20 protein-coding genes are annotated in these 20,676 nt (G+C 72.9%); 11 read left to right on the forward strand and 9 right to left on the reverse strand.

What is annotated here, in order from left to right:
* The first annotated feature begins 90 nt into the window (after positions 1-90).
* Entirely contained in the window at positions 91-1,080 is a 990-nt protein-coding gene (locus AB0I29_RS05610) for a WYL domain-containing protein (RefSeq protein WP_357479060.1), read from the forward strand.
* A 133-nt stretch (positions 1,081-1,213) separates the two neighbouring features.
* Positions 1,214-1,774, forward strand: a complete 561-nt coding sequence (locus AB0I29_RS05615; RefSeq protein ID WP_357479063.1) for a hypothetical protein — start codon at positions 1,214-1,216, stop codon at positions 1,772-1,774.
* 71 nt (positions 1,775-1,845) lie between these two features.
* Here AB0I29_RS05615 and AB0I29_RS05620 read toward each other — a convergent pair whose 3' ends face one another.
* Positions 1,846-2,547, reverse strand: a complete 702-nt coding sequence (locus AB0I29_RS05620) for a response regulator (protein WP_285106952.1) — start codon at positions 2,545-2,547, stop codon at positions 1,846-1,848.
* Complete coding sequence (locus AB0I29_RS05625; RefSeq protein ID WP_357479067.1) at positions 2,544-4,277, reverse strand: sensor histidine kinase; 1,734 nt, start codon at positions 4,275-4,277, stop codon at positions 2,544-2,546. The genes AB0I29_RS05620 and AB0I29_RS05625 overlap by 4 nt, the downstream gene beginning before the upstream one ends.
* 130 nt (positions 4,278-4,407) lie before the next feature.
* On the opposite strand from AB0I29_RS05625, the gene AB0I29_RS05630 reads away from it, so the two are divergent.
* The 5 genes from AB0I29_RS05630 (at position 4,408) to AB0I29_RS05650 (ending at position 8,859) form a co-directional block, all read left to right on the forward strand.
* Positions 4,408-5,820, forward strand: coding sequence for a cation:dicarboxylase symporter family transporter (locus AB0I29_RS05630; protein WP_357479070.1), 1,413 nt, complete (start codon positions 4,408-4,410; stop codon positions 5,818-5,820).
* A gap of 244 nt (positions 5,821-6,064) precedes the next feature.
* Positions 6,065-6,823 carry an SDR family oxidoreductase gene (locus AB0I29_RS05635; RefSeq protein WP_357479073.1) on the forward strand — a complete coding sequence of 253 codons (759 nt, stop codon included), beginning with the start codon at positions 6,065-6,067 and terminating at the stop codon, positions 6,821-6,823.
* A complete protein-coding gene (locus tag AB0I29_RS05640) occupies positions 6,820-7,734 on the forward strand; it encodes an SDR family oxidoreductase (protein ID WP_357479077.1) in 915 nt (304 codons plus the stop codon). Before AB0I29_RS05635 ends, AB0I29_RS05640 begins: the two co-directional genes overlap by 4 nt.
* A 114-nt stretch (positions 7,735-7,848) precedes the next feature.
* Entirely contained in the window at positions 7,849-8,475 is a 627-nt protein-coding gene (locus AB0I29_RS05645) for a TetR-like C-terminal domain-containing protein (RefSeq protein ID WP_121381955.1), read from the forward strand.
* Between the two features lie 72 nt (positions 8,476-8,547).
* A complete protein-coding gene (locus tag AB0I29_RS05650; RefSeq protein WP_285106961.1) occupies positions 8,548-8,859 on the forward strand; it encodes a hypothetical protein in 312 nt (103 codons plus the stop codon).
* Positions 8,860-8,870: 11 nt separating this feature from the next.
* Here the strand turns inward: AB0I29_RS05650 and AB0I29_RS05655 are convergent, their stop codons facing one another.
* The 5 genes from AB0I29_RS05655 to AB0I29_RS05675 form a co-directional block, all read right to left on the reverse strand.
* On the reverse strand, positions 8,871-9,878 hold the full coding sequence (locus AB0I29_RS05655; protein ID WP_357479082.1) for an AEC family transporter: 1,008 nt from the start codon (positions 9,876-9,878) through the stop codon (positions 8,871-8,873).
* 19 nt (positions 9,879-9,897) lie between these two features.
* Positions 9,898-11,226, reverse strand: a complete 1,329-nt coding sequence (locus tag AB0I29_RS05660) for an enolase C-terminal domain-like protein (RefSeq protein WP_357479085.1) — start codon at positions 11,224-11,226, stop codon at positions 9,898-9,900.
* Positions 11,223-12,860 (reverse strand): aldehyde dehydrogenase (NADP(+)), encoded by a 1,638-nt coding sequence (locus AB0I29_RS05665; protein ID WP_357479088.1) that lies wholly within the window; start codon positions 12,858-12,860, stop codon positions 11,223-11,225. Before AB0I29_RS05665 ends, AB0I29_RS05660 begins: the two co-directional genes overlap by 4 nt.
* A 25-nt stretch (positions 12,861-12,885) precedes the next feature.
* On the reverse strand, positions 12,886-13,845 hold the full coding sequence (gene kdgD, locus AB0I29_RS05670) for a 5-dehydro-4-deoxyglucarate dehydratase (protein WP_357479091.1): 960 nt from the start codon (positions 13,843-13,845) through the stop codon (positions 12,886-12,888).
* Positions 13,846-14,038: 193 nt separating this feature from the next.
* On the reverse strand, positions 14,039-14,917 hold the full coding sequence (locus AB0I29_RS05675; protein ID WP_285106970.1) for a LysR family transcriptional regulator: 879 nt from the start codon (positions 14,915-14,917) through the stop codon (positions 14,039-14,041).
* 137 nt (positions 14,918-15,054) lie between these two features.
* Here AB0I29_RS05675 and AB0I29_RS05680 point away from each other — a divergent pair, with 137 nt between their 5' ends.
* Genes AB0I29_RS05680 through AB0I29_RS05695 form a run of 4 tightly spaced genes read left to right on the forward strand, consistent with a single transcriptional unit; the run spans position 15,055 to position 18,661 of the window.
* The gene (locus tag AB0I29_RS05680; protein ID WP_285106972.1) at positions 15,055-16,098 is read left to right on the forward strand and encodes a tripartite tricarboxylate transporter substrate binding protein; all 1,044 of its coding nucleotides are present in this window, start codon (positions 15,055-15,057) and stop codon (positions 16,096-16,098) included.
* A gap of 33 nt (positions 16,099-16,131) precedes the next feature.
* Positions 16,132-16,683, forward strand: a complete 552-nt coding sequence (locus AB0I29_RS05685; protein ID WP_357479095.1) for a tripartite tricarboxylate transporter TctB family protein — start codon at positions 16,132-16,134, stop codon at positions 16,681-16,683.
* 35 nt (positions 16,684-16,718) lie between these two features.
* Entirely contained in the window at positions 16,719-18,269 is a 1,551-nt protein-coding gene (locus AB0I29_RS05690) for a tripartite tricarboxylate transporter permease (RefSeq protein ID WP_285106976.1), read from the forward strand.
* Positions 18,266-18,661 carry a universal stress protein gene (locus AB0I29_RS05695; protein WP_285106978.1) on the forward strand — a complete coding sequence of 132 codons (396 nt, stop codon included), beginning with the start codon at positions 18,266-18,268 and terminating at the stop codon, positions 18,659-18,661. The genes AB0I29_RS05690 and AB0I29_RS05695 overlap by 4 nt, the downstream gene beginning before the upstream one ends.
* Positions 18,662-18,766: 105 nt before the next feature.
* Here AB0I29_RS05695 and AB0I29_RS05700 read toward each other — a convergent pair whose 3' ends face one another.
* Positions 18,767-19,462 carry an FCD domain-containing protein gene (locus tag AB0I29_RS05700; protein ID WP_285106980.1) on the reverse strand — a complete coding sequence of 232 codons (696 nt, stop codon included), beginning with the start codon at positions 19,460-19,462 and terminating at the stop codon, positions 18,767-18,769.
* Between the two features lie 44 nt (positions 19,463-19,506).
* Positions 19,507-20,640, reverse strand: a complete 1,134-nt coding sequence (locus AB0I29_RS05705; RefSeq protein WP_285106982.1) for a mandelate racemase/muconate lactonizing enzyme family protein — start codon at positions 20,638-20,640, stop codon at positions 19,507-19,509.
* Between the last annotated feature and the right edge of the window lie 36 nt (positions 20,641-20,676).

Raw genomic sequence — 20,676 nt, forward strand, 5'->3', positions numbered from 1 at the left:
GCGTTCGGTCGGTCCTGCTCTGCGGTACCCCCTCAGCCTTCCCGAGGTAGAGGTCAGATCCTGGCCTCTACCGCATGCGATCCTGGATTCGTGCTCGAGACCTCCGGACGCCTCCTCGCCCTCCTGTCGCTGCTCCAGGCCCGCCGGGACTGGCCCGGCGCGCTCCTCGCCGAGCGGCTGGGCGTCAGCCCGCGCACGGTGCGGCGCGACGTCGACCGGCTGCGCGAGCTGGGCTATCCCGTCAACGCCACCAAGGGGCCCGACGGCGGCTACCGCCTCGACGCCGGGGCCGAGCTGCCCCCGCTGCTGTTCGACGACGAGCAGGCGGTCGCCGTCGCCGTCGCGCTGCGCACCGGGGCCATCCCCGGGGCCGAGGAGGGTGCCCTGCGGGCGCTGGCGACCATCCGCCAGGTCATGCCGGCTCGCCTGCGTGCGCGCCTGGACGCGCTCGAGGTGACCACCGTGCGGCGCCGGCCGGGGCCCGAGGAACCGGCCGTGGACCCGGACCTGCTGCTGGCGCTCGGCTCGGCCTGCCAGGCCCGCGAGGTGGTGCGGTTCGACTACGCGGGCGGCACCATGGCCACCGTCGGGGAGGGCGACGCCGCGTTCCGGCCGCCGCGCCGCGTCGAGCCGCACCACCTCGTGACGTCGGAGGGTCGCTGGTACCTCGTCGCGTTCGACCTCGACCGCGACGACTGGCGGCTGTTCCGGGTGGACCGGGTGACGCTCCGATCCGGCACCGGGCCGCGGTTCGCGCCGCGGGAGGTGCCCGGCGGCGACGTGGCCGCGTTCGTCGGGCCGCGGATCACCGGGTCCCGCTCGCCGGTGCGCGGCGAGGTGGTGCTGCACGCGCGGGCCGCCGACATCGCGCCGTGGATCGGCGGCCACGGGCTGTGCGAGCCCCTGCCCGACGTGGACGGCGAGCCCCGGTGCCGCGCGGTGCTCGGCTCGTGGTCCTGGGCCGGCCTGGCCGGGCGGCTCAGCGTCTACGGCGTGCCGTTCGAGGTGGTGGGGCCGCCCGAGCTCGTGGCGGCGACCCGGGAGCTGGCGGGCCGGTACGCGGCGGCGGTGCGGGACTGAGGTGCCGCCCGGCGTGGGCCGGCCCCGCGGCTCGGCGCGGGGCCTGACCTGCGAGAAGGGGGCGCGCGGCACGGGAACCGCACAGTATGTTGATGCGTTGCCCGAGGACTCGACCCCAACAGAGAGCGTGCGCATGACGAACCTGTCCGACTTCAGTGACAACGAGCTCGCCCAGATCCTGGACGCGCCGGGTGCCGTGCTGAAGGGCGCGACCCTCGCCGACGGCCAGCCGGGGGCGATCCAGTTCTTCAAGGAGATGGCGTCGGGGGCCAAGGTGTTCCGGGAGGCGCAGGAGCACGAGAACGACTTCGTCCGCGAGGTGGCGGTCGCGATGCGCGCCCGCCTGGGGGAGCAGGACGCGGCCGAGGCGGAAGCCGCCCGGAACCCCGCGTCGCAGGTCGGGGTCGCCGCCGCTGCCGCCGCCACCGAGCGCGCGGCCACGGAGGGCACGCGCCCCGATCCCGAGGGCGAGACGGCCCGCGCGGTCGAGCTGACCGGTGCCTCCGTCAAGGTGCTCCGCGAGCGCGCCGACGCCGCCGACGTCGAGGCCTACGCCGACTGGATCCTGCGGATCGCGGAGGAGGTCGCCGAGGCCGCGGGCACCAAGGAGGGGGGCTTCTTCAGCAAGCGCGTGCTGGTCTCCGCCGGTGAGCGCGACTTCATCGACCGCCTCACGGCCGCCGTCGGGCGCTGACCTTCTCAGTCACCTTTGAGGCCCCGGGTTTCTCCGCTTTGACGCCCGTCAAAGCGGAGAAACCCGGGGCCTCAAAGGGAATCGGCACGCAGGCGCGCGTACTCCAGCTCCGGCCGCCCCCGGGTCCCGTACCGGGGCGCGCGGCTGGCGACGCCGCGGTCCGCGAGGAACTCCAGGTACCGGCGGGCCGTGATCCGTGCCAGGTGCAGCTCGTCGGCCACCTCGCTCGCCGACAGCGGGCCCGGCGCCCGGGCGAGCAGGTCGGACACCGCGTCCAACGTGTCCTGGGACAGCCCCTTGGGCAGCCCGGCGGCGTTCGACGTGCGCAGCGCCGCGAACGCGGTGTCCACCTCACGCTGGCTCATCGTCGAGACGGGCGAGCGCATCTGCTCGAAGTACTTGCGGTACGCCCCGAGCTTCTCGGCGAACAGCCCGAACGCGAACGGCTTAATGAGGTACTGCACCACGCCGACGGCCACCGCCTCGCGCACCACCTCCAGCTCGCGCGCCGCCGTCACGGCGATCACGTCCACCACCAGGCCCGCCGCGCGCAGCTGGCGGCACAGCACCAGACCGTGCCGGTCGGGCAGGTTCATGTCCAGCAGGAGCAGGTGCACCTCCTGCCCCGCGGCTTGCGCGTCGCGCAGCGCCCGGACGGTCTCGCCCGCCGTGTGCACCACCCCGGCCAGCTCGAACCCGTCCACGCGGCGCACGTACTCGCCGTGCGCGTCGGCGGTGCGGTGGTCGTCCTCCACGACCAGGACCCGGATCACCCGCGGCCGCCCGTGACAGGCGGCCCGGCGGGTCCAGCGCGTCCGGCCAGGGCGGGCGGTACGACGGCGGCGCCGTCGTCCGGCAGGCCGCCCGGCGCGGCCCCCTCGGGGCGGGGGAGCGTGACCGTGAAGACCGCGCCGGTGCCCGCGCCGCGGGTCAGCTCGATGTCGCCGCCGAGGCTCTCGACCACCTGGCGCACCAGCGCCAGGCCGTAGCCGCGCCCGCCCGCCGCGGCGTCCTTGGTGCTCCAGCCCTGGTCGAAGATGTGACCGAGGTCGTCGTCGGCGATGCCGGCCCCGCTGTCGGAGACCTGGAAGACGAGCGAGCCGTCGTCGCCGTTGGCGAGGTAGGTCTCGACCCACGCCTCGTCCGCCCCGTCGAGCGCGCGGGCCGCCGCGGCGTCGATCGCGTTGTCGATCAGGTTGCCCAGGATCGTCACCACGTCCACCGGCTCCAGCCAGTGCGTCCCCGGCGTCAGGTGCGTCTCGAAGTGCATCTCGACGGCGCGCTCGCGGGCCTGGGCGGCCTTGCCCAGCACGAGCGCGGCGATGACGGGCTCCTCGATCGCCTGGACCACGCGGTCGGTGAGCCGCTGGCCCAGGTCCTTCTCGCCGGCGATGAACCGCAGCGCCTCGTCGCTGCGGCCCAGCTCGATGAGGGTCGCGATGGTGTGCAGGCGGTTGCTGAAGTCGTGGGTCTGGGCGCGCAGCGCCTCCGAGATGGTGCGCACCGACGACAGCTCGCCGGTGACGCGTTGCAGCTCGGTGCGGTCGCGCAGGGACACGACCTCGCCGACGTTGCGCCCCGCGGCCGCCGCGGTGTCGCGGCCCACGAGCAGCACGCGGTCGCCCACGCGGACCGGGCCCTCCGGCGCGGTGCCGACCAGCACGTCGTGCACGGCGGGGGACAGGCGCGGATCGTCGACGGCGAACGGCGCCGTCAGGTCCGGGACGTCGAGCAGCCGCAGCGCCTCGTCGTTGGCCAGCACCACGGCGCCGTCCTCGACCAGCAGCATGCCCTCCTCGACGGAGTGCAGCACCGCCTCGTGCGCGGTGAACAGGTGCGCCAGCTCGTCCGGGCCCTTGCTCTCCGTGATCCGGTCCAGCCGGCGGGCCAGGATCGTCGCGGCGACGGCGCCCGTGCCGAACGCCAGGAGCGTGCCGACGCCGACCACCACCAGTCGCGGCACGATGCTGTCCCACAGCCGGTCGAGCGTGACCCCCGCGGAGACCATGCCCACCACCTCGCCGTCGTCCGTCACGACCGGAACCACCGCGCGCACCGACGGACCGAGGGTGCCGTCGTAGACCTCGGTGAACGTCTCGCCGCGCAGGGCCGGTGCGGTGGTGCCGACGAACGGGCGGCCGATCTGCCACGTGTTGCGGTGCGTGTAGCGGGTCCGGTCGGCGTCCATGACGGTCAGGTAGTCGATGTCGGTGGTGGCCATGACCCGCTCGGCGTACGGCTGCAGCAGTCCGGAGGCCTCGGCGACGGCGCCCGCGCGGTCCGTCCCCAGCGTCTCGTGCGCCCGCGCCACGGTGTCGATCACGAGCGACTCCGCCGCGACCGTGGCCGCCAGGTCGGTGCTCTCCTTCGCGGCGTGCGTCTCGGCCGAGGACCGGGCGTCCAGCGCCAGCAGCCCGAACACGATGACCGCCCCGGCGAACAGCAGCGCCGTGTGTACGGCGAGGAACCACCTCGCGATACTCGCACCCCGTCGCTGCGCCACGGGGTCCATTGTGGACCGCCCGCGCCGCTGCTCCGACCGCCGCGAGAACACTATGTACGCAATGGTGGGGTTCGCCGCCCTGGCCAGCACTCTTGTCGCTGACCACACAGCGTTGTGAGAGGAACACACCATGGCGGTAACGCAGCCCGCCGGCGCCGGGACCACCCCGCGCCGCCGGCTCGACAAGAGTCACTACCTGTACATCGCGGTGATCGTCGCCGTCGTCGCCGGCGTCATCGTGGGCCTGGCCTCCCCGGAGACTGGAGTGGCGCTGAAGCCGCTCGGCACCGGGTTCGTCGCCCTGATCAAGATGATGATCTCGCCCGTCATCTTCTGCACCATCGTGCTGGGCATCGGTTCGATCGCGAAGGCCGCCACCGTGGGCCGGGTGGGCGGTCTGGCGCTGCTCTACTTCCTTGTGATGTCCACGTTCGCGCTGTTCATCGGCCTGGTCGTCGGCAACGTGCTGCACCCGGGTGAGGGCCTCAACATCGCGGACGCGAGCTACGAGGCGGAGGGCGAGGCCGCCGGCCTGGTCGACTTCGTGCTCGGCATCATCCCCACCACGCTCGTCTCTCCGCTGACCGGTGAGTCCGTGCTGCAGACGCTGTTCGTGGCGCTGCTCGTCGGCTTCGCCATCCAGCAGCTCGGCGCCCGCGGCAAGCCCGCGCTCGACGCCGTCCGCATGGTCCAGGCGATCGTGTTCCGCGTGCTGACGATGATCCTGTGGGTGGCCCCCGTGGGCGCGTTCGGCGCCATCGCCGGCGTCGTCGGCGAGACCGGCTGGGGCGCCGTCGTCGCCCTGGGCACCCTGATGCTCGGCTTCTACCTGACCTGCATCGTGTTCATCGCGGTGGTGCTGGGCGCCGTGCTCTGGTTCGTGGCCCGCGTGAACATCTTCTCGCTCATGAAGTACCTGGCGCGGGAGTACCTGCTGATCGTCAGCACGTCGTCGTCCGAGGCGGCCCTGCCGCGCCTCATCGCCAAGATGGAGCACCTGGGCGTGTCCAAGCCGGTCGTCGGCATCACGGTGCCGACCGGGTACTCGTTCAACCTGGACGGCACGGCCATCTACCTGACCATGGCGTCGCTCTTCATCGCCTCCGCCATGGGCACGCCGCTGTCCGTGCCCGAGCAGATCGGCATGCTCGCCTTCATGATCATCGCCTCGAAGGGCGCCGCCGGGGTCACCGGCGCCGGCCTGGCGACGCTCGCGGGCGGCCTGCAGACCTACCGCCCCGACCTGGTCGACGGCGTGGGCATCGTGGTGGGTATCGACCGCTTCATGTCCGAGGCGCGGGCCCTGACCAACTTCACGGGCAACGCCGTGGCCACCGTCGTCATCGGCACCTGGACCAAGGAGATCGACCGCGACCGCGTGACCCAGGTGCTGTCCGGCTCGCTCCCGTTCGACGAGAGCGCGGCGGACGACCTGCACGCGCCGGACGACGCCCCGTCCGAGGCGTCGGAGACGGACGCCGGCGACGACGCCGACCGCACGGGCGGCTCGCGCCCGCGGGTGCCGGAGCCGACGGGCGTCTGAGGGCGCCCGACCAAGGACCGACGACGGCCGGGGAACTCTGGGGGTACCCCGGCCGCCGTCCGACCAGGTCCGCCTCCAGCAGGCGATCAGGCATGTTCTCCGACCTCGGAGCATGCGGGATCGCCAGCTGGAGGCGGACCTCTTGCCGTTCGCTCCGGGACCGGTGTGCGGGAATATATGGACGGCGCGTGCACTTCTGTGTTTATATGGACGCACAGTCCACATCGAGACCAGGGAGCACCCCATGAGCACCAGTACCGAGACCAGCAGCACCGGCACCACGCGTGTCGCGCTCGTCACCGGCGGGTCCGGCGGCATCGGCCGCGCCGTCGTCGGACGGCTCGCGGCGGACGGCTACGCCGTCGCCGTGCACTACGCGGGCAACCAGGCCCGGGCGGACGAGGTCGTCGCCGAGGTCCAGGCCGCCGGCGGCCAGGCCATCGCCGTCGGCGGGGACGTCGCGGACGAGGTCGCGATGGCCGCCGCGTTCGACGCGACCGAGGCGGCGTTCGGCGGCGTCGACGTCGTGGTCAACACGGCCGGCATCATGCTGCTCGGCCCGGTCGCGAGCTTCGACCTGGCCGACCTCGACCGCATGCACCGCACCAACATCCGCGGCACGTTCGTCGTGGCCCAGCTCGCCGCGAACCGGCTGCGCGCAGGCGGCGCCCTGATCAACTTCTCGACGTCGGTGGTGCGGGCCCAGTTCCCGGCCTACGCCGCGTACGTGGCCAGCAAGGCCGCCGTCGAGGGCATGACGCTGATCCTGGCCCGCGAGCTGCGCGGCAAGGACATCACGGTCAACGTGGTGGCGCCCGGCCCCACGGCCACCCCGCTCTTCCTGGACGGCAAGGACGAGCAGACCATCCAGAACCTGGCGAACGCCGTGCCCCTCGAGCGCCTCGGCCAGCCCGAGGACATCGCCGAGACGGTCGCCTTCCTGGCCGGCCCCGCACGGTGGGTCAACGGACAGGTCATCTACACCAACGGAGGCCTGGCATGAGCGCCGTCGTCGTCATCACCGGAGCGTCGAGCGGGTTCGGAGCCCTCACGGCGCGGGCCCTGGCCGCCGCGGGCCACACCGTCTACGCGGGCATGCGGCAGACCGAGGGGCGCAACGCGCCGCAGGTCGACGCCGCGCGGGAGTGGGCGGCCGCGCACGGGGCGGACCTGCGGCCGGTCGAGCTCGACGTGAGCTCGCAGGAGTCGGTCGACCGCGCGGTCGAGCAGATCGAGGCCGAGCACGGGCAGGTGGACGTGCTGATCCACAACGCCGGGCACATGGTCGTCGGCCCGGCCGAGGCGTTCACCCCGGAGCAGCTCGCGCAGCTCTACGACGTCAACGTGCTGTCCACCCAGCGCGTGAACCGGGCGGTCCTGCCCGGCATGCGCCGCCGCGGCGCGGGGCTCGTGATCTGGGTCTCCAGCTCCAGCGTCAAGGGCGGCACCCCGCCGTACCTGGCGCCCTACTTCGCGGCCAAGGCGGGCATGGACTCCCTCGCGGTGTCGTACGCCGCGGAGCTGGCCCGCTGGGGCGTGGAGACGTCGATCGTGGTGCCGGGCTCGTTCACGAGCGGCACCAACCACTTCGCGCACGCGGGCCACCCGGCCGACACCGCGGTGGAGGCCGACTACGAGACCCGGTACGCCGGGCTGATGGGTCAGGTCGCGGAGAAGCTCGCGGCCCTGGCGCCCGACGCCGACGTGTCGCTGGTCTCCGACGAGATCGCCCGCATCGTGGCCCTGCCCGCCGGGCAGCGGCCGTACCGGGTGCACATCGACCCGGCCGACGACGGCTCCGAGGCGGTCTCGGACCTCGCCGACCGGACCCGCCGCGAGTTCCTCGACCGGGTCGGCCTGCCGGACCTGCTCACGGTGCGGGGCGGGGACGGGGCTGAGCAGGGTGATCGGTAGCAGAGCAGGTCAGGTGATCGGCAGTCCGAGCTGCCGATCACCCGACACCCTGCCGATCGAGCAGGTCGGCGACGCGAGGCCACCTAGACTCGCGGGAGCTCAGGAGGAGGGGACATGACGAACCAGGCGACGGCGTCCGCCGCCGAGCGGCCCGAGGCGCGCAGCCGGGGGCGTGGGCGGCGGCCGGCCGACGAGGTGCGCGCCGACGTGCTGCGGGCCGTCGGCGAGGTGCTGCTGGCCGACGGCATCGCCGACCTGACGTTCGAGCGGGTCGCGCGCCTGTCCGGCGTCAGCAAGACGACGCTCTACAAGTGGTGGCCCTCCAGGGGGGCGCTCGCCCTGGACGGCTACTTCCACGCGGTGGAGCACACGCTCGCCTTCCCCGACACGGGTGACATCCGCACCGACCTGCGCGACCAGCTCCGCGCGTTCGTGCACCTGATGACCACCACGCCCGCGGGCCGGCTCCTCACGGAGCTGATCGGGCAGTCCCAGACCGACCAGGACCTTGCCGTGGCCTACCGGACGCTGTACTCCTCCGAGCGGCGGCGCCTCGCGGGGGACCGGCTGCGCGCGGCGCAGGAGCTGGGGCAGATCCGGGACGACGTCGACGTGCAGGTGGTGGTCGACCAGCTCTGGGGCGCCGTCTACCACCGGCTGCTGGTGCCCGACGAACCGGTCACCGAGGCCTTCGCCGACGCGCTGGTGGGCAACCTGCTGGGTGGGATCACCCGGGGCTGAATCCGGGCGATCCGTCTCGTAAGGTGTCCTGCGGCGAGAGAGAGCGCTCGCGGCTCCGGGGAGAGGCAGATCATGGGATCACCGTCCGAGCAGGACACGGCACCGACCCGTACCGAGGTGCGGTGGAGCATCGTGTTCGTGCCGATCCTGCTCGCGGGGATGATCGGCTTCGCCGTCATCCTGGTCACGGCCGTCGCTGCGGCCGGCGGGCCGTGGGACACGGTCGGTATCGCGCGCCCGTCGCCCCTCTGGGCTCTGGTCGTCGGAGTCTGCCTTGCCGAGGCGGTGATGTTCGGGGGCCTCCGTCAGCAGTTCTCGACCTTCTCGCGCGCGCGGCGGTTCGGCGTCCGGGACGATCGCAGGCCCCGCCGACGCCGGTCGTAGAACCTGCGTCGTCAGCCCAGCAGCACCGTGATCACCAGCGACACCGGCAGCGCCAGCAGCATGCTCACCAGCGTGATGTCGCGGACCGACGTCGTCGCCAGGCGGAAGTGACCCGCGAACAGGAACACGTTCTGCGCCGTGGGCAGCGCCGCCATCAGCACGACCCCCAGCAGGTCCAGGCCGTCCAGACCGAACAGGAACCGGCCGACCCCCCACGCGAGCGCCGGCATGGCCAGGGTCTTGAGCACGGTGCCCAGCACCACCTCGGCCCGCGCCTCGCGGCCCAGCGGCCGCTGCCCCCGCAGCGACATGCCGAACAGCAGCAGGAGCAGCGGCACCGAGGCGTGGCCGAGCATCTCGACCGGCTGCCCGAGTACCGCGGGCAGGTCCAGGGAGAACGCCGCGGCCAGCAGCCCGAGCCCCGTCGCGACCGTCACCGGGTTGGCGAGCGACCGGGCGAGGGTGGCGCCGAGCGAGCGGGCCTCGCCGGCGCTCTCGACGTCGGCGGCCTCGACCGCACCCGCGTCGCCCGCGCCGTCGGGGTCGACGAACCGGCCCGCCCGCCCCGCCCGGTGCCGGCACCACGCGAACACCGACAGGTACACCGGCGCGACCACGAGGAGCTGTGCGATGAGCACCGACACCACCGGGGCGGCGGTGCCCACCGCGTACAGCGCGATCGGCACGCCGATGTTGCCCGCGTTCACGTACGAGCTCGCCATCGCACCGGCCGCGACCGGCCCGGCGGGCCGCCGCAGCAGCCCGCCCGCGACCACCGCGTACAGCAGCCCCGTGGCCGCGGCGGTGATCAGCGCGATCGGCGTGTAGGTACGCAGCACGGCGCCCAGGTCGGCGTCGGACATGAGCAGGAACATCAGCGCCGGGTTGGTGATGTAGTACACCAGCGGTGCGATGCCGCGCTGCATGGCGCGCGCCTCGCCGGGCAGCGCCCAGGCGGCCACGAACCCCACACCCACCAGCACGAGCACGATCGCGAACCCGAGCAGCACCCCGCTCATCGCCGACCCCGTGGAGCACTCAGCGGACGAGGCACGGGCGCTTCGGGTCGAACGTCCAGTCCGGGATCAGGTACTGCATCGCCAGGGCGTCGTCGCGGGCGCCCAGCCCGTGCTTCAGGTACAGCTCGTGCGCGGCGGCCAGGCGCTCGCGGTCCAGCTCGACGCCGAGCCCCGGCGTCGTCGGCACCTGGATCGCGCCGCCTTCGATCCGCGGCGGGGCCGTGGTCAGGCCCTGTCCGTCCTGCCAGATCCAGTGCGTGTCGAGCGCCGTGATCTCCCCGGGGGCCGCCGCGCCGACGTGCGTGAACATGGCCAGCGAGATGTCGAAGTGGTTGTTGGAGTGCGATCCCCAGGTGAGCCCGAACTCGTGGCAGAGCTGGGCCACCCGCACGGAGCCGGCCATGGTCCAGAAGTGCGGGTCGGCCAGCGGGATGTCGACGGCGCCCGCGCGCACCGCGTGCGCCATCTCCCGCCAGTCGGTGGCGATCATGTTGGTCGCCGTCGGGAGCCCGGTGGCGCGCTTGAACTCGGCCATGACCTCGCGGCCGGAGAACCGGCCCTCCGCGCCACAGGGGTCCTCGGCGTAGGCGACCACGCCGCGCATCCGCCGGCCGAGCCGGATCGCGTCGTCCAGCAGCCAGCCGCCGTTGGGGTCGAGCGTGATCCGCGCGTCGGGGAAGCGCTCCTTGAGCGCGACGACGGTGTCGACCTCCAGGTCGCCGGCCTGTACGCCGCCCTTGAGCTTGAAGTCGGTGAAGCCGTACCGCTCGGCGGCGGCCTCGGCCAGCCGCACGACGGCGTCGGGCGTCATGGCCTCCTCGCGGCGCAGCCGCCCCCACGCGTCGGGCTCGTCGTCCCCGCGCAGGTACGGCAGGTCGGTCGCGTCCGGGTCGCCCACGTAGAAGAGGTAGCCGAGCATCGGCACGGCGTCGCGCTGGACGCCGTCGCCGAGGAGCTCCGCCACGGGCACACCCAGGTCCTGGCCGTGCAGGTCCAGCAGCGCGGACTCCAGGGCCGTGACCGCGTGCACCGCGGTGCGCAGGTCGAAGGTCTGCAGCCCGCGCCCGCCCGCGTCGCGGTCGGCGAAGGCCCGCGCGACGTCGCGCAGCAGGGAGCGGTACCGCGCCACCGGCTGCCCGACGACGATCGCGCCGGCCTCCTCGATCGTGGCCCGGATCTTCTCCCCACCGGGAACCTCGCCCAGCCCGGTGCGGCCGTCGGAGTCGGTGACGATCGCGACGTTGCGCGTGAAGAACGGGGCGTGCGCGCCGGACAGGTTCAGGAGCATCGAGTCGTGGCCCGCGACGGGCACGACCTCGACGCGGGCGATCGTGGGGTGCGCGCTCACCGGGCGGCCTCCGCGACGTCGGCGTCCGTGACGTCGCGGTCCGTGGCACCGAGGACGACGTCGAGCACGCCGTCCACCCGCCGCGTCAGGTGCCACGGGTTGTCCGACCGGATCGGCTCGGGCAGCAGGTACTCCGGCAGGTTCTGGTAGGCCACGGGCCGCAGGAACCGCTCGATCGCGAGCGTGCCCACCGAGGTGGTGCGCCCGTCCGACGTCGCGGGGAACGGGCCGCCGTGCACCATCGCGTGCCCCACCTCGACGCCGGTGGGCCAGCCGTTGGCCAGGATGCGACCGGCCTTGCGCTCCAGCACGGGCAGCAGGGCGGCAGCGGTCTCGCGGTCGTCCTCGGTCAGGTGCAGCGTCACGGTGAGCTGCCCCTCGAGGCGCTCGACGGCGGACAGCAGCTCGGCGGCGTCGGCGTACCGGACCACGAGCGAGGCCGCGCCGAAGATCTCGGCCTGCAGCACGGGGTTGCTCAGCAGGGTCGGCACCGCGCTGGCGAACACCGCGGGCGCGGGGGCGTTCCGTGTCGCGCCCGGCGATCCGGCCCCCACGAGCGAGACGCCGTCCTGCGCGGCCAGCGCGTCGACGCCGTCCTGCCACGCCTGCGCGATGCCGTCGGTGAGCATGGTCTGGCCGGCGGCCGCCGCGGCGGCGCGCCCGGCGGCGGCCACGAACGCGTCGCCGCGCTCGCCGTCCGGCACGAACACGAGGCCCGGGGCGGTGCAGAGCTGGCCCGACGAGCCGGTCACCGACGTGAGGTACGCGGCGGCCAGGGCGTCGACGTCGCCCGCGAGGGCGCCGTCGAGCAGTATCGTGGGGTTGATCGAGCTCATCTCGGCGTAGACGGGGATCGGCACGGGCCGGGCCGCGGCGGCCGCGACGAGCGCGAGGCCGCCGCCGCGGGAGCCGGTGAACCCGACGGCCTGGATCGCGGGGTCGGACACGAGGGTCTGGCCCACGACCTTGCCCGGCCCGTAGACCAGCGAGAACACGCCGGGGTGCAGGCCGGACGAGGCGACGGCGTCCGCCACCGCGCGGCCCACCAGCTCGGCCGTGCCGGGGTGCGCGTTGTGCGCCTTGACCACCACGGGGCAGCCCGCGGCCAGAGCGGAGGCGGTGTCGCCGCCCGCGGTGGAGAAGGCGAGGGGGAAGTTGCTGGCGCCGAACACGGCCACCGGACCGACGGGCACCTTGCGCTGCCGGATGTCGGCGCGCGGCAGGGGAGTGCGGTCGGGCAGCGCGGGGTCGATCCGCACGCCGCGGTGGTCACCCTGCCGCACGACCTGCGCGAACAGGCGGAGCTGGTTCGTGGTCCGGGCCACCTCGCCCGTCAGGCGGGCCGCCGGGAGGCCGGTCTCGCGCATGGCCCGTGCGACGACGTCGGGCGCGATCGCCTCGATGTTGGCCGCGACCTGCTCCAGGAAGCGGGCGTGCGGCTCGGGCGCGAGCGCGGAGAAGGAGGCGAACGCCTCCTGCGCGGCCGCGGTCGCCTGCGCGACCTGCGCCTCGTCGAGCAGGGAGTAGGCGGGTTTGAGCGCCTGGGCCGTGGCCGGGTCCTGCCCGGCGAAGGTGCCGGCGGTGCCCGCAAGGGGCGTGCCGGCGACGATCGAGTGGCCGGTGAGCTGGGTCATCGCATGTCTCCTTGGTGCGTTCGGGTCAGCCGGCCAGGGTGTCGACGGCGGCGTCGGCCGCGGCGGGGCGCACCCCGGCGGCGTCGATCAGGGCGGAGAGGTCGGCGAGGTCCTGGGCGGTGAGGTCCTGGAGGGGCGCGCGCACGCTGCCCATGTCGCGGCCGACGGCCTTCATGCCGCCCTTGACGATGGAGACGCCGTACCCCTTGGTGCGGTCGCGGATGTCGAGGTAGGGCAGCACGAACCGGCGCAGCTTCTCGGTGACCGACGCGTGGTCCAGGTTGCGGACGTCGCGGTAGAACTCGAGGGCGAACTCGGGCACGAAGTTGTACATGGCCGACGAGTAGGTGCTCATGCCGAGCTGCAGCAGCGGCAGGGCGTAGGTCTCGGCGGTGGGCAGGCCGCCCAGGTAGAAGAGCCGGTCGCCGTTGGTGGCGTAGACGCGCGTGAGGTGCTCGATGTCGCCGATCGCGTCCTTGAACCCGATGAAGTTGGGGTGGCGCTCGGCCAGCCGGGCGACCGTGGTCGCGGAGTAGATCGCGTTGCCGCGGTTGTAGACGATCACGCCGAGGTCGGTGGCGGCGCACACCGCCGAGGCGTGCTCCAGCAGCCCGTCCTGGTCGGCCTCGGTCAGGTACGGGGGCAGCAGCAGGAGGCCCTCGGCGCCGGCGTCCTGCGCGGCGCGGGCGTTGTCGATCGCCTGCGCGGTGTTGCCGCCCGCGCTGCCGAGCACCGGGGTGCGGCCCGCGGCGGTCTCGACGGCGAGGCGCACCACGCGGGCCGACTCCTGCGGCGTCAGGCTGAAGCCCTCGCCCGTACCGCCCGCGGCGAAGAGGCCGCCGATCCGGAAGCTCGACTGCCAGTCGATGTGGTCGCGGTACCGCTGCTCGTCGATCGCGCCGTCCGCGGTGAACGGCGTGACGGGGAACGACAGCAGCCCGTCCTTGAGGGCGACGGCGAGCTCCTGCGGTGCATACGTGGCCAAGGTGGCCCCCTCCTGTGACAGACGTCGACGATGGCGACTGGTCGGGCTAGGTCTCGGCGCCACGGTAGGAACGGTCCACGATGCCTGTCCAAGCCCAAAACGGCATCGACTCATGCTGGCCCTGCATCACACCTTCGTTGAGTGCTGGATTTTCGCCCTCTCGAACCGGTTCGACAGGGCGAAAATCCAGCACTCAACGGGAGGGATGGAGGAAGCGGAGGAACTCGTGGAGGGCCGGGTTCTTCGAGTCCCGGTTCCAGATGGCGTGCAGCTCGACGACGCCGTGCGGCACGTCCAGCTCCACGAACGTCACGCCCGGCAGCCCGAGCAGCCGGGCCGACTCCGGGACGAACGCCACGCCGCGGCCCGCGGCCACGAGCGAGCACATCGTCAGGATCTGGCTGACGACGTGCACCACGTTGTTGTGCTCGACGGCGATGTACCGCACGACCATGTCGTAGAAGTACCGGGCCTTGGTGGGGTGGTGCCCCACGACGGGCTGGTCGCGCAGGTCGGCGGCGGTCACGGGGCGGTCCAGCCGGGTCAGCGGGTGCGCGGGCGGCACGGCCAGCACCAGGTCCTCCGACAGCAGGAGCCGGGAGTCGAAGCTCTCCTGGTCGAACGGCGGCCGGCCGAGCGCCAGGTCGAGCTCGCCGCGACGGATCGCCTCGATCTGCTCGATCGTGACGAGCTCCTGGAGGTCGAGGTCGACGTCGGGCATGAACTCGGCGATCTCCTGCACGAGCGTGCCCAGCAGGCTGAACCCGGAGGCGGCGGTGAAGCCGAGACGCAGCACGCCGGCCCGGCCCGCGGCGATCTTCCGGGCGAGCGCGGGGGCGGCGTCGGCGGCGGTCAGGAGGCGGCGGGCCTCCTCGAGGAACACCGCGCCCGCCGTCGTCAGCTCGACGTGCCGGTTGTCGCGCTCCAGCAGGGGGACGCCGACGGCACGTTCCAGCTTCTGGACCTGCCGGCTCAGCGGCGGCTGGGTCATGTTGAGTCGCTCCGCGGCGCGGCCGAAGTGGAGCTCTTCCGCCACGGCGAGGAAGCAGCGGACCTGATCGAGGGTGTACACGATGGCCTTTCCGGGAATTGATGCATTCCGAGAATCAAGCAATGCAGTAAGAGGCTTAGACAGGCATCGTATGGGCTTCCTATGCTCAACGCCCGACCGGCACCTGCCCGTCGGAGATCTCAACGAGGAGAGCTGTGATGACAACTCCTACCCCCCGAAACCCGCGCCGCAGCCCGCGCACCAGCCCGCGCGCCGGCAAGGTCGCGCTGGGCGCCACCGCCGCGTTCGCCGCCCTGACGCTCGCCGCGTGCGGCGGCAACGTGGGTGCCGCCGGGGGCGGCGAGGGCGAAGACTTCCCGTCCGGCCCGGTGACGATCACCGTGGGGCAGGACGCCGGCGGGTCGACCGACCTCATCGCCCGGGCCGTGGCCGAGGGCATGGCCGAGGACCTCGGCGTGGCGGTCCCGGTGGTCAACCGTGCCGGGGCCAACGGCGCCGTGGCGACCGAGGAGGTGGCGGGCAAGCCCGCCGACGGGTACGAGCTGGTGCTGCTGAACGCCTCCCTCATCACGATCACGCCGCTGGCGGTGTCCGAGGACGAGGCCGTGGACCTGGGCAAGCTCGACGTCCTCAAGGGACTCTCGCAGGACGACTACGTGCTGCTGGCCAGCGTGGACTCCGGGTTCGAGAACCTGGACGACCTCAAGGGCGCGTCCGGCGAGATCAAGTACGGCACCACGGGCGTGGGCACCGGCTCGCAGCTCGCCCAGGCGGCGCTGTTCGCGCAGGCGGAGATCGACGGCACGGCCGTGCCGTTCGACTCGGGTTCGCCGGCGCTCACCGCCGTCGTCGGCGACCAGGTGCAGGTGGCCACCGTGCAGCTCGGCGAGGCCAAGCCGCAGATCGACGCCGGGAAGGTCGTGCCGCTGCTGGCCTTCTCGGCCGAGCGCAACCAGTTCCTGCCCGACGTGCCGACCGCCGTCGAGGAGGGCTACGACGTGCCCGTGTCGCAGTACCGCGCCCTGGCCGCCCCGAAGGGTCTGCCGGAGGACGTCAAGGCCCGGCTCGTCGAGTCGATCGACGCCGCCATCGCCTCGGACGCCTACACGTCGTTCAACGAGAACAACCTGCTGACCCCGCACGAGATCTCGGGCGAAGAGGTCACCACTCAGTGGTCCGAGCTCGCGGAGAAGTACCGGGCGCTCACCGAGGAGTACGACATCAGCCTCGCGGAGGGCTGATCCCTCGTGGCAACGGGAACCAAGGAGGCACGCGTGGACGGCAGCTCGAACGGCAAGCCGGACGGCGGGGCGGACGGCGGAGCCGCCGTCGCGCCCGCCGACCCGGCCCAGGCCCTCGCCGACGAGTGGGCCGAGGAGACGCCGCCGCCCGCCGGGCCGGTCGCCAACCTCGCGGCCAGCCTGGTCACGACGGCGATCGGCGTCGTGGGCGCCGTGACGGCGGTCGGGCTGGGGCTGGGCACGCCCACCCAGCCGGGTGCCGGCCTGTGGCCGCTCGCGATCAGCGTCGCCGTGGTGGTGCTGTCGCTCGCCCAGGTCGTCGTCGGACGGCGGGGCGGCGACGGGGAGAAGTTCTCCCGCTACTCGTGGCTCTCCCTGGTCGGCCTCGCGACCCTCCTGGGGCTCGTGGCGCTGCTGCCGGTGATCGGCTTCGAGATCCCCGCCCTGCTGTTGAGCCTGATCTGGATGAAGTTCCTGGGCGGCGAGTCCTGGCGCTCCGCCGTCCTGTACTCGGTGCTCGTCGTCGGGGTGCTCTACGGGGTCTTCGTCGGGGCGCTCGGCACCAACGTCCCGCACCTCTTCTGACCGCACCGCAGGTCTGATCCGCAAGGGAAACGCACGTGGAATCACTGCAGAACGTAGCCGCCGGCTTCGCCGTCGTGCTCGAACCGACGAACCTCCTGTACTGCCTGCTCGGGGTGGTCATCGGCATGCTCATCGGGGTGCTGCCGGGCCTCGGCCCGGCAGCCACCATCGCCATCCTGCTCCCGCTGACGTACGGCGTGGAGCCGGTCACCGCGATCATCATGCTTGCCGGCATCTTCTACGGCGCCCAGTACGGCGGCACCATCACGTCCGTGCTGCTCCGGCTGCCCGGCGAGGCCAGCTCGGTGGTCACGGTCCTGGACGGGCACGCGCTCGCCAGACAGGGCAGGGCGGGCACGGCGCTCGGCGTCGCTGCCGTCGGGTCGTTCATCGGTGGCACCGTCGCCATCGTCGGGCTGACCTTCCTCGCCCCGGTCGTGGCCGGCTTCGCCCTCGACTTCGGGCCGCCCGAGTACGCGGCCCTGGCCCTGCTGGGCATCCTCCTGGTCTCGACCATCGCGTCCGGCGCGCGGCTCAAGGCGCTGATCGCCGCGGCGATCGGGCTGCTGCTGGCCACCGTGGGGCGCGACGCCTTCACGGGTGCCGAACGCTTCACGTTCGACAACCTCAGCCTGGCCGACGGCATCGACTTCGTGCCCGTGGCCATGGGCCTGTTCGGGCTCGGCGAGATCCTCTACAACCTGGAGGAGCGGCACCGCGCGGTGCACGCGCCGGGCAAGGTGGCCAACGTCTGGCCGTCGCGCAAGGACCTCAAGGAGTCGTCGGGTGCCGTGACCCGCGGTTCGGTGCTCGGGTTCTTCCTCGGCATCCTGCCCGGCGGCGGCGCGACCATCGCCTCCATGGCCGCCTACGCGGCGGAGAAGAAGCGCGCCAAGGACCCGAGCCGGTTCGGCAAGGGCGCGATCGAGGGCGTGGCCGGGCCGGAGACGGCGAACAACGCCGCCGCGACCAGCTCGTTCATCCCGCTGCTCACGCTCGGCATCCCCGCCAACGCGACCATGGCACTCATGTTCGGCGCGCTCCTGATCCAGGGCATCACCCCGGGCCCGCAGCTCGTCACCGAGCACCCCGAGCTGTTCTGGGGCGTGGTCAACTCGATGTACATCGGCAACGTGCTGCTGCTCATCATGTCGATCCCGCTGGTGGGCGTGTTCGTGCGCATCCTGCGGGTGCGCGCGGCGATCCTGGCGCCCGTGACGGCCCTGATCACGATGGTCGGCGCCTACACCATCAACAACTCGGTGTTCGACGTGCTGCTGGTCGTCGTCTTCGGCGCCGTCGGGTACCTGATGAAGAAGTTCGGGTTCGAGCCGGGGCCGCTCGTGCTGGCGTTCGTGCTGGGCTCGCTGCTGGAGTCCAGCCTGCGGCGCTCGCTGCTGATGTTCGACGGGTCCGCCGCAGGCTTCTTCACGCGGCCCATCTCCGCGACGCTGCTGGTGGTGTTCGTGGTGGTGGCCGTGCTGCCGCTGATCCGTGCCGTCCGCGACCGGCGGGCGGGCGGGGATGTTGCTGGTGCGCCGGACGCCGGTGCGTCGGCGAAGAACCGAGAGGAAGAGTCCGTATGAGCATCGTCGTTGGCTACGTCCCCACGCCCGCGGGGGAGGCCGCCGTGCAGGCGGCGATCGTCGAGGCGGGGCTCCGGGACGAGGACCTGCTGGTCGTGAACTCGGCGCGGGAGGGCTCGCTGGTCGAGTCGACGGTCGCCGCCGACGAGGACCTCGACCGCGTGCTCGCGCAGGCGGAGCGGGCTGGGGTGCGGGCGGAGCTCGTGCGCGGCACCCACCGTGACGACTTCACGGACGAGATCCTCGACCTGGCCGAGAAGCACGACGCCTCGCTGATCGTGATCGGCCTGCGTCGCCGCAGCACGGTGGGCAAGTTCATCATGGGCTCGGTGGCGCAGCGCATCCTGCTCCAGGCCGAGCACCCGGTCCTGGCGGTCAAGCCCCCGCGCTGACCCGTCCGGCCACCGTCCGCCCAGCTCCGCCGGCGTCCGCCGGCCCGGCGTTGACCACAGTGGTTCCTGCCAGAGGGGTGGCCCTCCTGGCAGGAACCGCTGTGGTCAACGTGTTCCCGACTCCATCAGGAGGCGGCGGCGGGATGACGTCAGGTGGGTGCGGATCGCCGCCGCGGCGGCTTGCGGGTCCCGTGCGTCCAGGGCGTCGAGCACGGCGCGGTGCTCCTGGACGACGGCGGTGAAGCGGCCGCCGTCCTGCGCCGTGGCCTCGTGCGTGTCCAGCCGGCCGCGGGGCATCGCGATCATCTGCGGGCCCAGCCGGTCCAGGGCCTCCAGGAGGAACCTGTTGCCCGCGGCCTCGGCCACCAGGCGGTGGAACGCGAAGTCGTGCTGCATCGCGGTGGCGGGATGCCCGTCGGACGACGCCAGCGCGCCCAGCCGGTCGGCCAGCGCCGCGAGCTGCGCGGGCGTGCGCCGGACGGCGGCCAGCGCGGCGGCCTCGGTCTCCAGCGCGATGCGGTACTCGACCAGCGCGAGGCGGTCGGCCAGGGACCGGGCGACGGGCGCGCCGTCGTCGTCCTCGGTGGGTGGGGTGAGCGCGTAGCTGCCGCTGCCGCGGCGGGTGTGGACCAGGCCCTCCAGGTTCAGGCGCGCGATGGCCTCGCGGACCACCGTACGGCTGACCTGGTGCTCGACGGCGAGCCGCGGCTCGCTCGGCAGCTTCTCGCCGGGGGCGATGTCGCCGTTGACGATGCGCGTGCGCAGCGTCTCCACGAGGGTGCCGCTCAGGGTCTGGGCCATGGCCTCATGCTTCCATCTCGATCCCGCCGACCCCACCCGACGTGTCAGGCGGGGCCGAAGACCGCGGTCTCCGTGGTCCAGGCGCGGGCCTGCTCGCTGAAGGTCACGCCCAGGCCGGGGCGGTCCGGCACGAGCATGCGCCCGTCCTTGGTCTCGAGCCGCTCGTTGAACAGCGGGTCGAGCCAGTCGAAGTGCTCCACCCACGGCTCGCGCGGGTAGGTGGCGGCCAGGTGCAGGTGGATCTCCATCGCGAAGTGCGGCGCGAGGTCCAGCCCGGCCTGGTCGGCGAGCGTGAGCAGCCGCAGGAACTGCGTGATGCCGCCGACGCGCGGGGCGTCCGGCTGGATGATGTCGCACGCGCGGGTCGCGATGAGCCGCTCGTGCTCCGCCACGGAGGCGAGCATCTCGCCCGTGGCGATCGGGGTGTCCAGTGCGGCGGCCAGCGCCGCGTGGCCCTCGGCGTCGTAGGCGTCCAGCGGCTCCTCGATCCAGACGAGGTCGAACTCCTCCAGGCGCCGGCCCATGCGCAGGGCGGTGCCGCGGTCCCACTGCTGGTTGGCGTCGACCATGAGCGGCACGTCGGGTCCGATGTGCTCGCGGACGGCGGCGACGCGGGCGAGGTCCGTGCGCCCGTCGGGCAGGCCGACCTTGATCTTGATGCCGCCGATGCCCTCGGCGATCGACCTGCTCGCGCGCTCCTTGACCTCCTCGATGCTCGCGTTGAGGAACCCGCCCGAGGTGTTGTAGGTGCGCACGGAGTCGCGGTGCGCGCCGAGCAGCTTGGCCAGCGGCAGGCCGGCGCGCTTCGCCTTGAGGTCGTAGAGGGCGATGTCGACGGCGGCCAGCGCCTGGGTCGCCACTCCGGAACGGCCGACCGACGCGCCCGCCCAGAGCAGCTTCGTGTAGAGCTTGGCGATGTCGTTGGGGTCCTCCCCGATCGCGGACTGCGCCACCTCCTTGGCGTGCGCGTACTGGGCGGGTCCGCCGGCGCGCTTGGAGTAGGAGAAGCCGAGGCCTTCGAACCCCTGCTCGGTGGTGATCTCCGCGAACAGGAACACGACCTCGGTCATGGGCTTCTGCCGCCCGGTGAAGACCTTGGCGTCGGAGATGGCGGTGGCCAGCGGCAGCGTGACAGTCGAGAGCTGCACGGTCCGGATGGCGTCGGGCTGGTACGTCATGGCGCTCCTTTGCGGCGGGATGTTCTACCGATCATA

The organism is Promicromonospora sp. NPDC050262 (assembly GCF_040655935.1).
Lineage (GTDB): Bacteria > Actinomycetota > Actinomycetes > Actinomycetales > Cellulomonadaceae > Promicromonospora.

Bases quoted from the DNA above. Each gene is read 5' to 3' on its own strand.
- AB0I29_RS05645 (WP_121381955.1), top strand. From the start codon at position 7,849: ATGACGAACCAGGCGACGGCGTCCGCCGCCGAGCGGCCCGAGGCGCGC.
- AB0I29_RS05655 (WP_357479082.1), bottom strand. From the start codon at position 9,878: ATGAGCGGGGTGCTGCTCGGGTTCGCGATCGTGCTCGTGCTGGTGGGT.
- AB0I29_RS05615 (WP_357479063.1), top strand. From the start codon at position 1,214: ATGACGAACCTGTCCGACTTCAGTGACAACGAGCTCGCCCAGATCCTG.
- AB0I29_RS05635 (WP_357479073.1), top strand. From the start codon at position 6,065: ATGAGCACCAGTACCGAGACCAGCAGCACCGGCACCACGCGTGTCGCG.
- AB0I29_RS05695 (WP_285106978.1), top strand. From the start codon at position 18,266: ATGAGCATCGTCGTTGGCTACGTCCCCACGCCCGCGGGGGAGGCCGCC.
- AB0I29_RS05705 (WP_285106982.1), bottom strand. From the start codon at position 20,640: ATGACGTACCAGCCCGACGCCATCCGGACCGTGCAGCTCTCGACTGTC.
- AB0I29_RS05680 (WP_285106972.1), top strand. From the start codon at position 15,055: ATGACAACTCCTACCCCCCGAAACCCGCGCCGCAGCCCGCGCACCAGC.
- AB0I29_RS05665 (WP_357479088.1), bottom strand. From the start codon at position 12,860: ATGACCCAGCTCACCGGCCACTCGATCGTCGCCGGCACGCCCCTTGCG.
- AB0I29_RS05630 (WP_357479070.1), top strand. From the start codon at position 4,408: ATGGCGGTAACGCAGCCCGCCGGCGCCGGGACCACCCCGCGCCGCCGG.
- AB0I29_RS05650 (WP_285106961.1), top strand. From the start codon at position 8,548: ATGGGATCACCGTCCGAGCAGGACACGGCACCGACCCGTACCGAGGTG.
- AB0I29_RS05640 (WP_357479077.1), top strand. From the start codon at position 6,820: ATGAGCGCCGTCGTCGTCATCACCGGAGCGTCGAGCGGGTTCGGAGCC.
- AB0I29_RS05700 (WP_285106980.1), bottom strand. From the start codon at position 19,462: ATGGCCCAGACCCTGAGCGGCACCCTCGTGGAGACGCTGCGCACGCGC.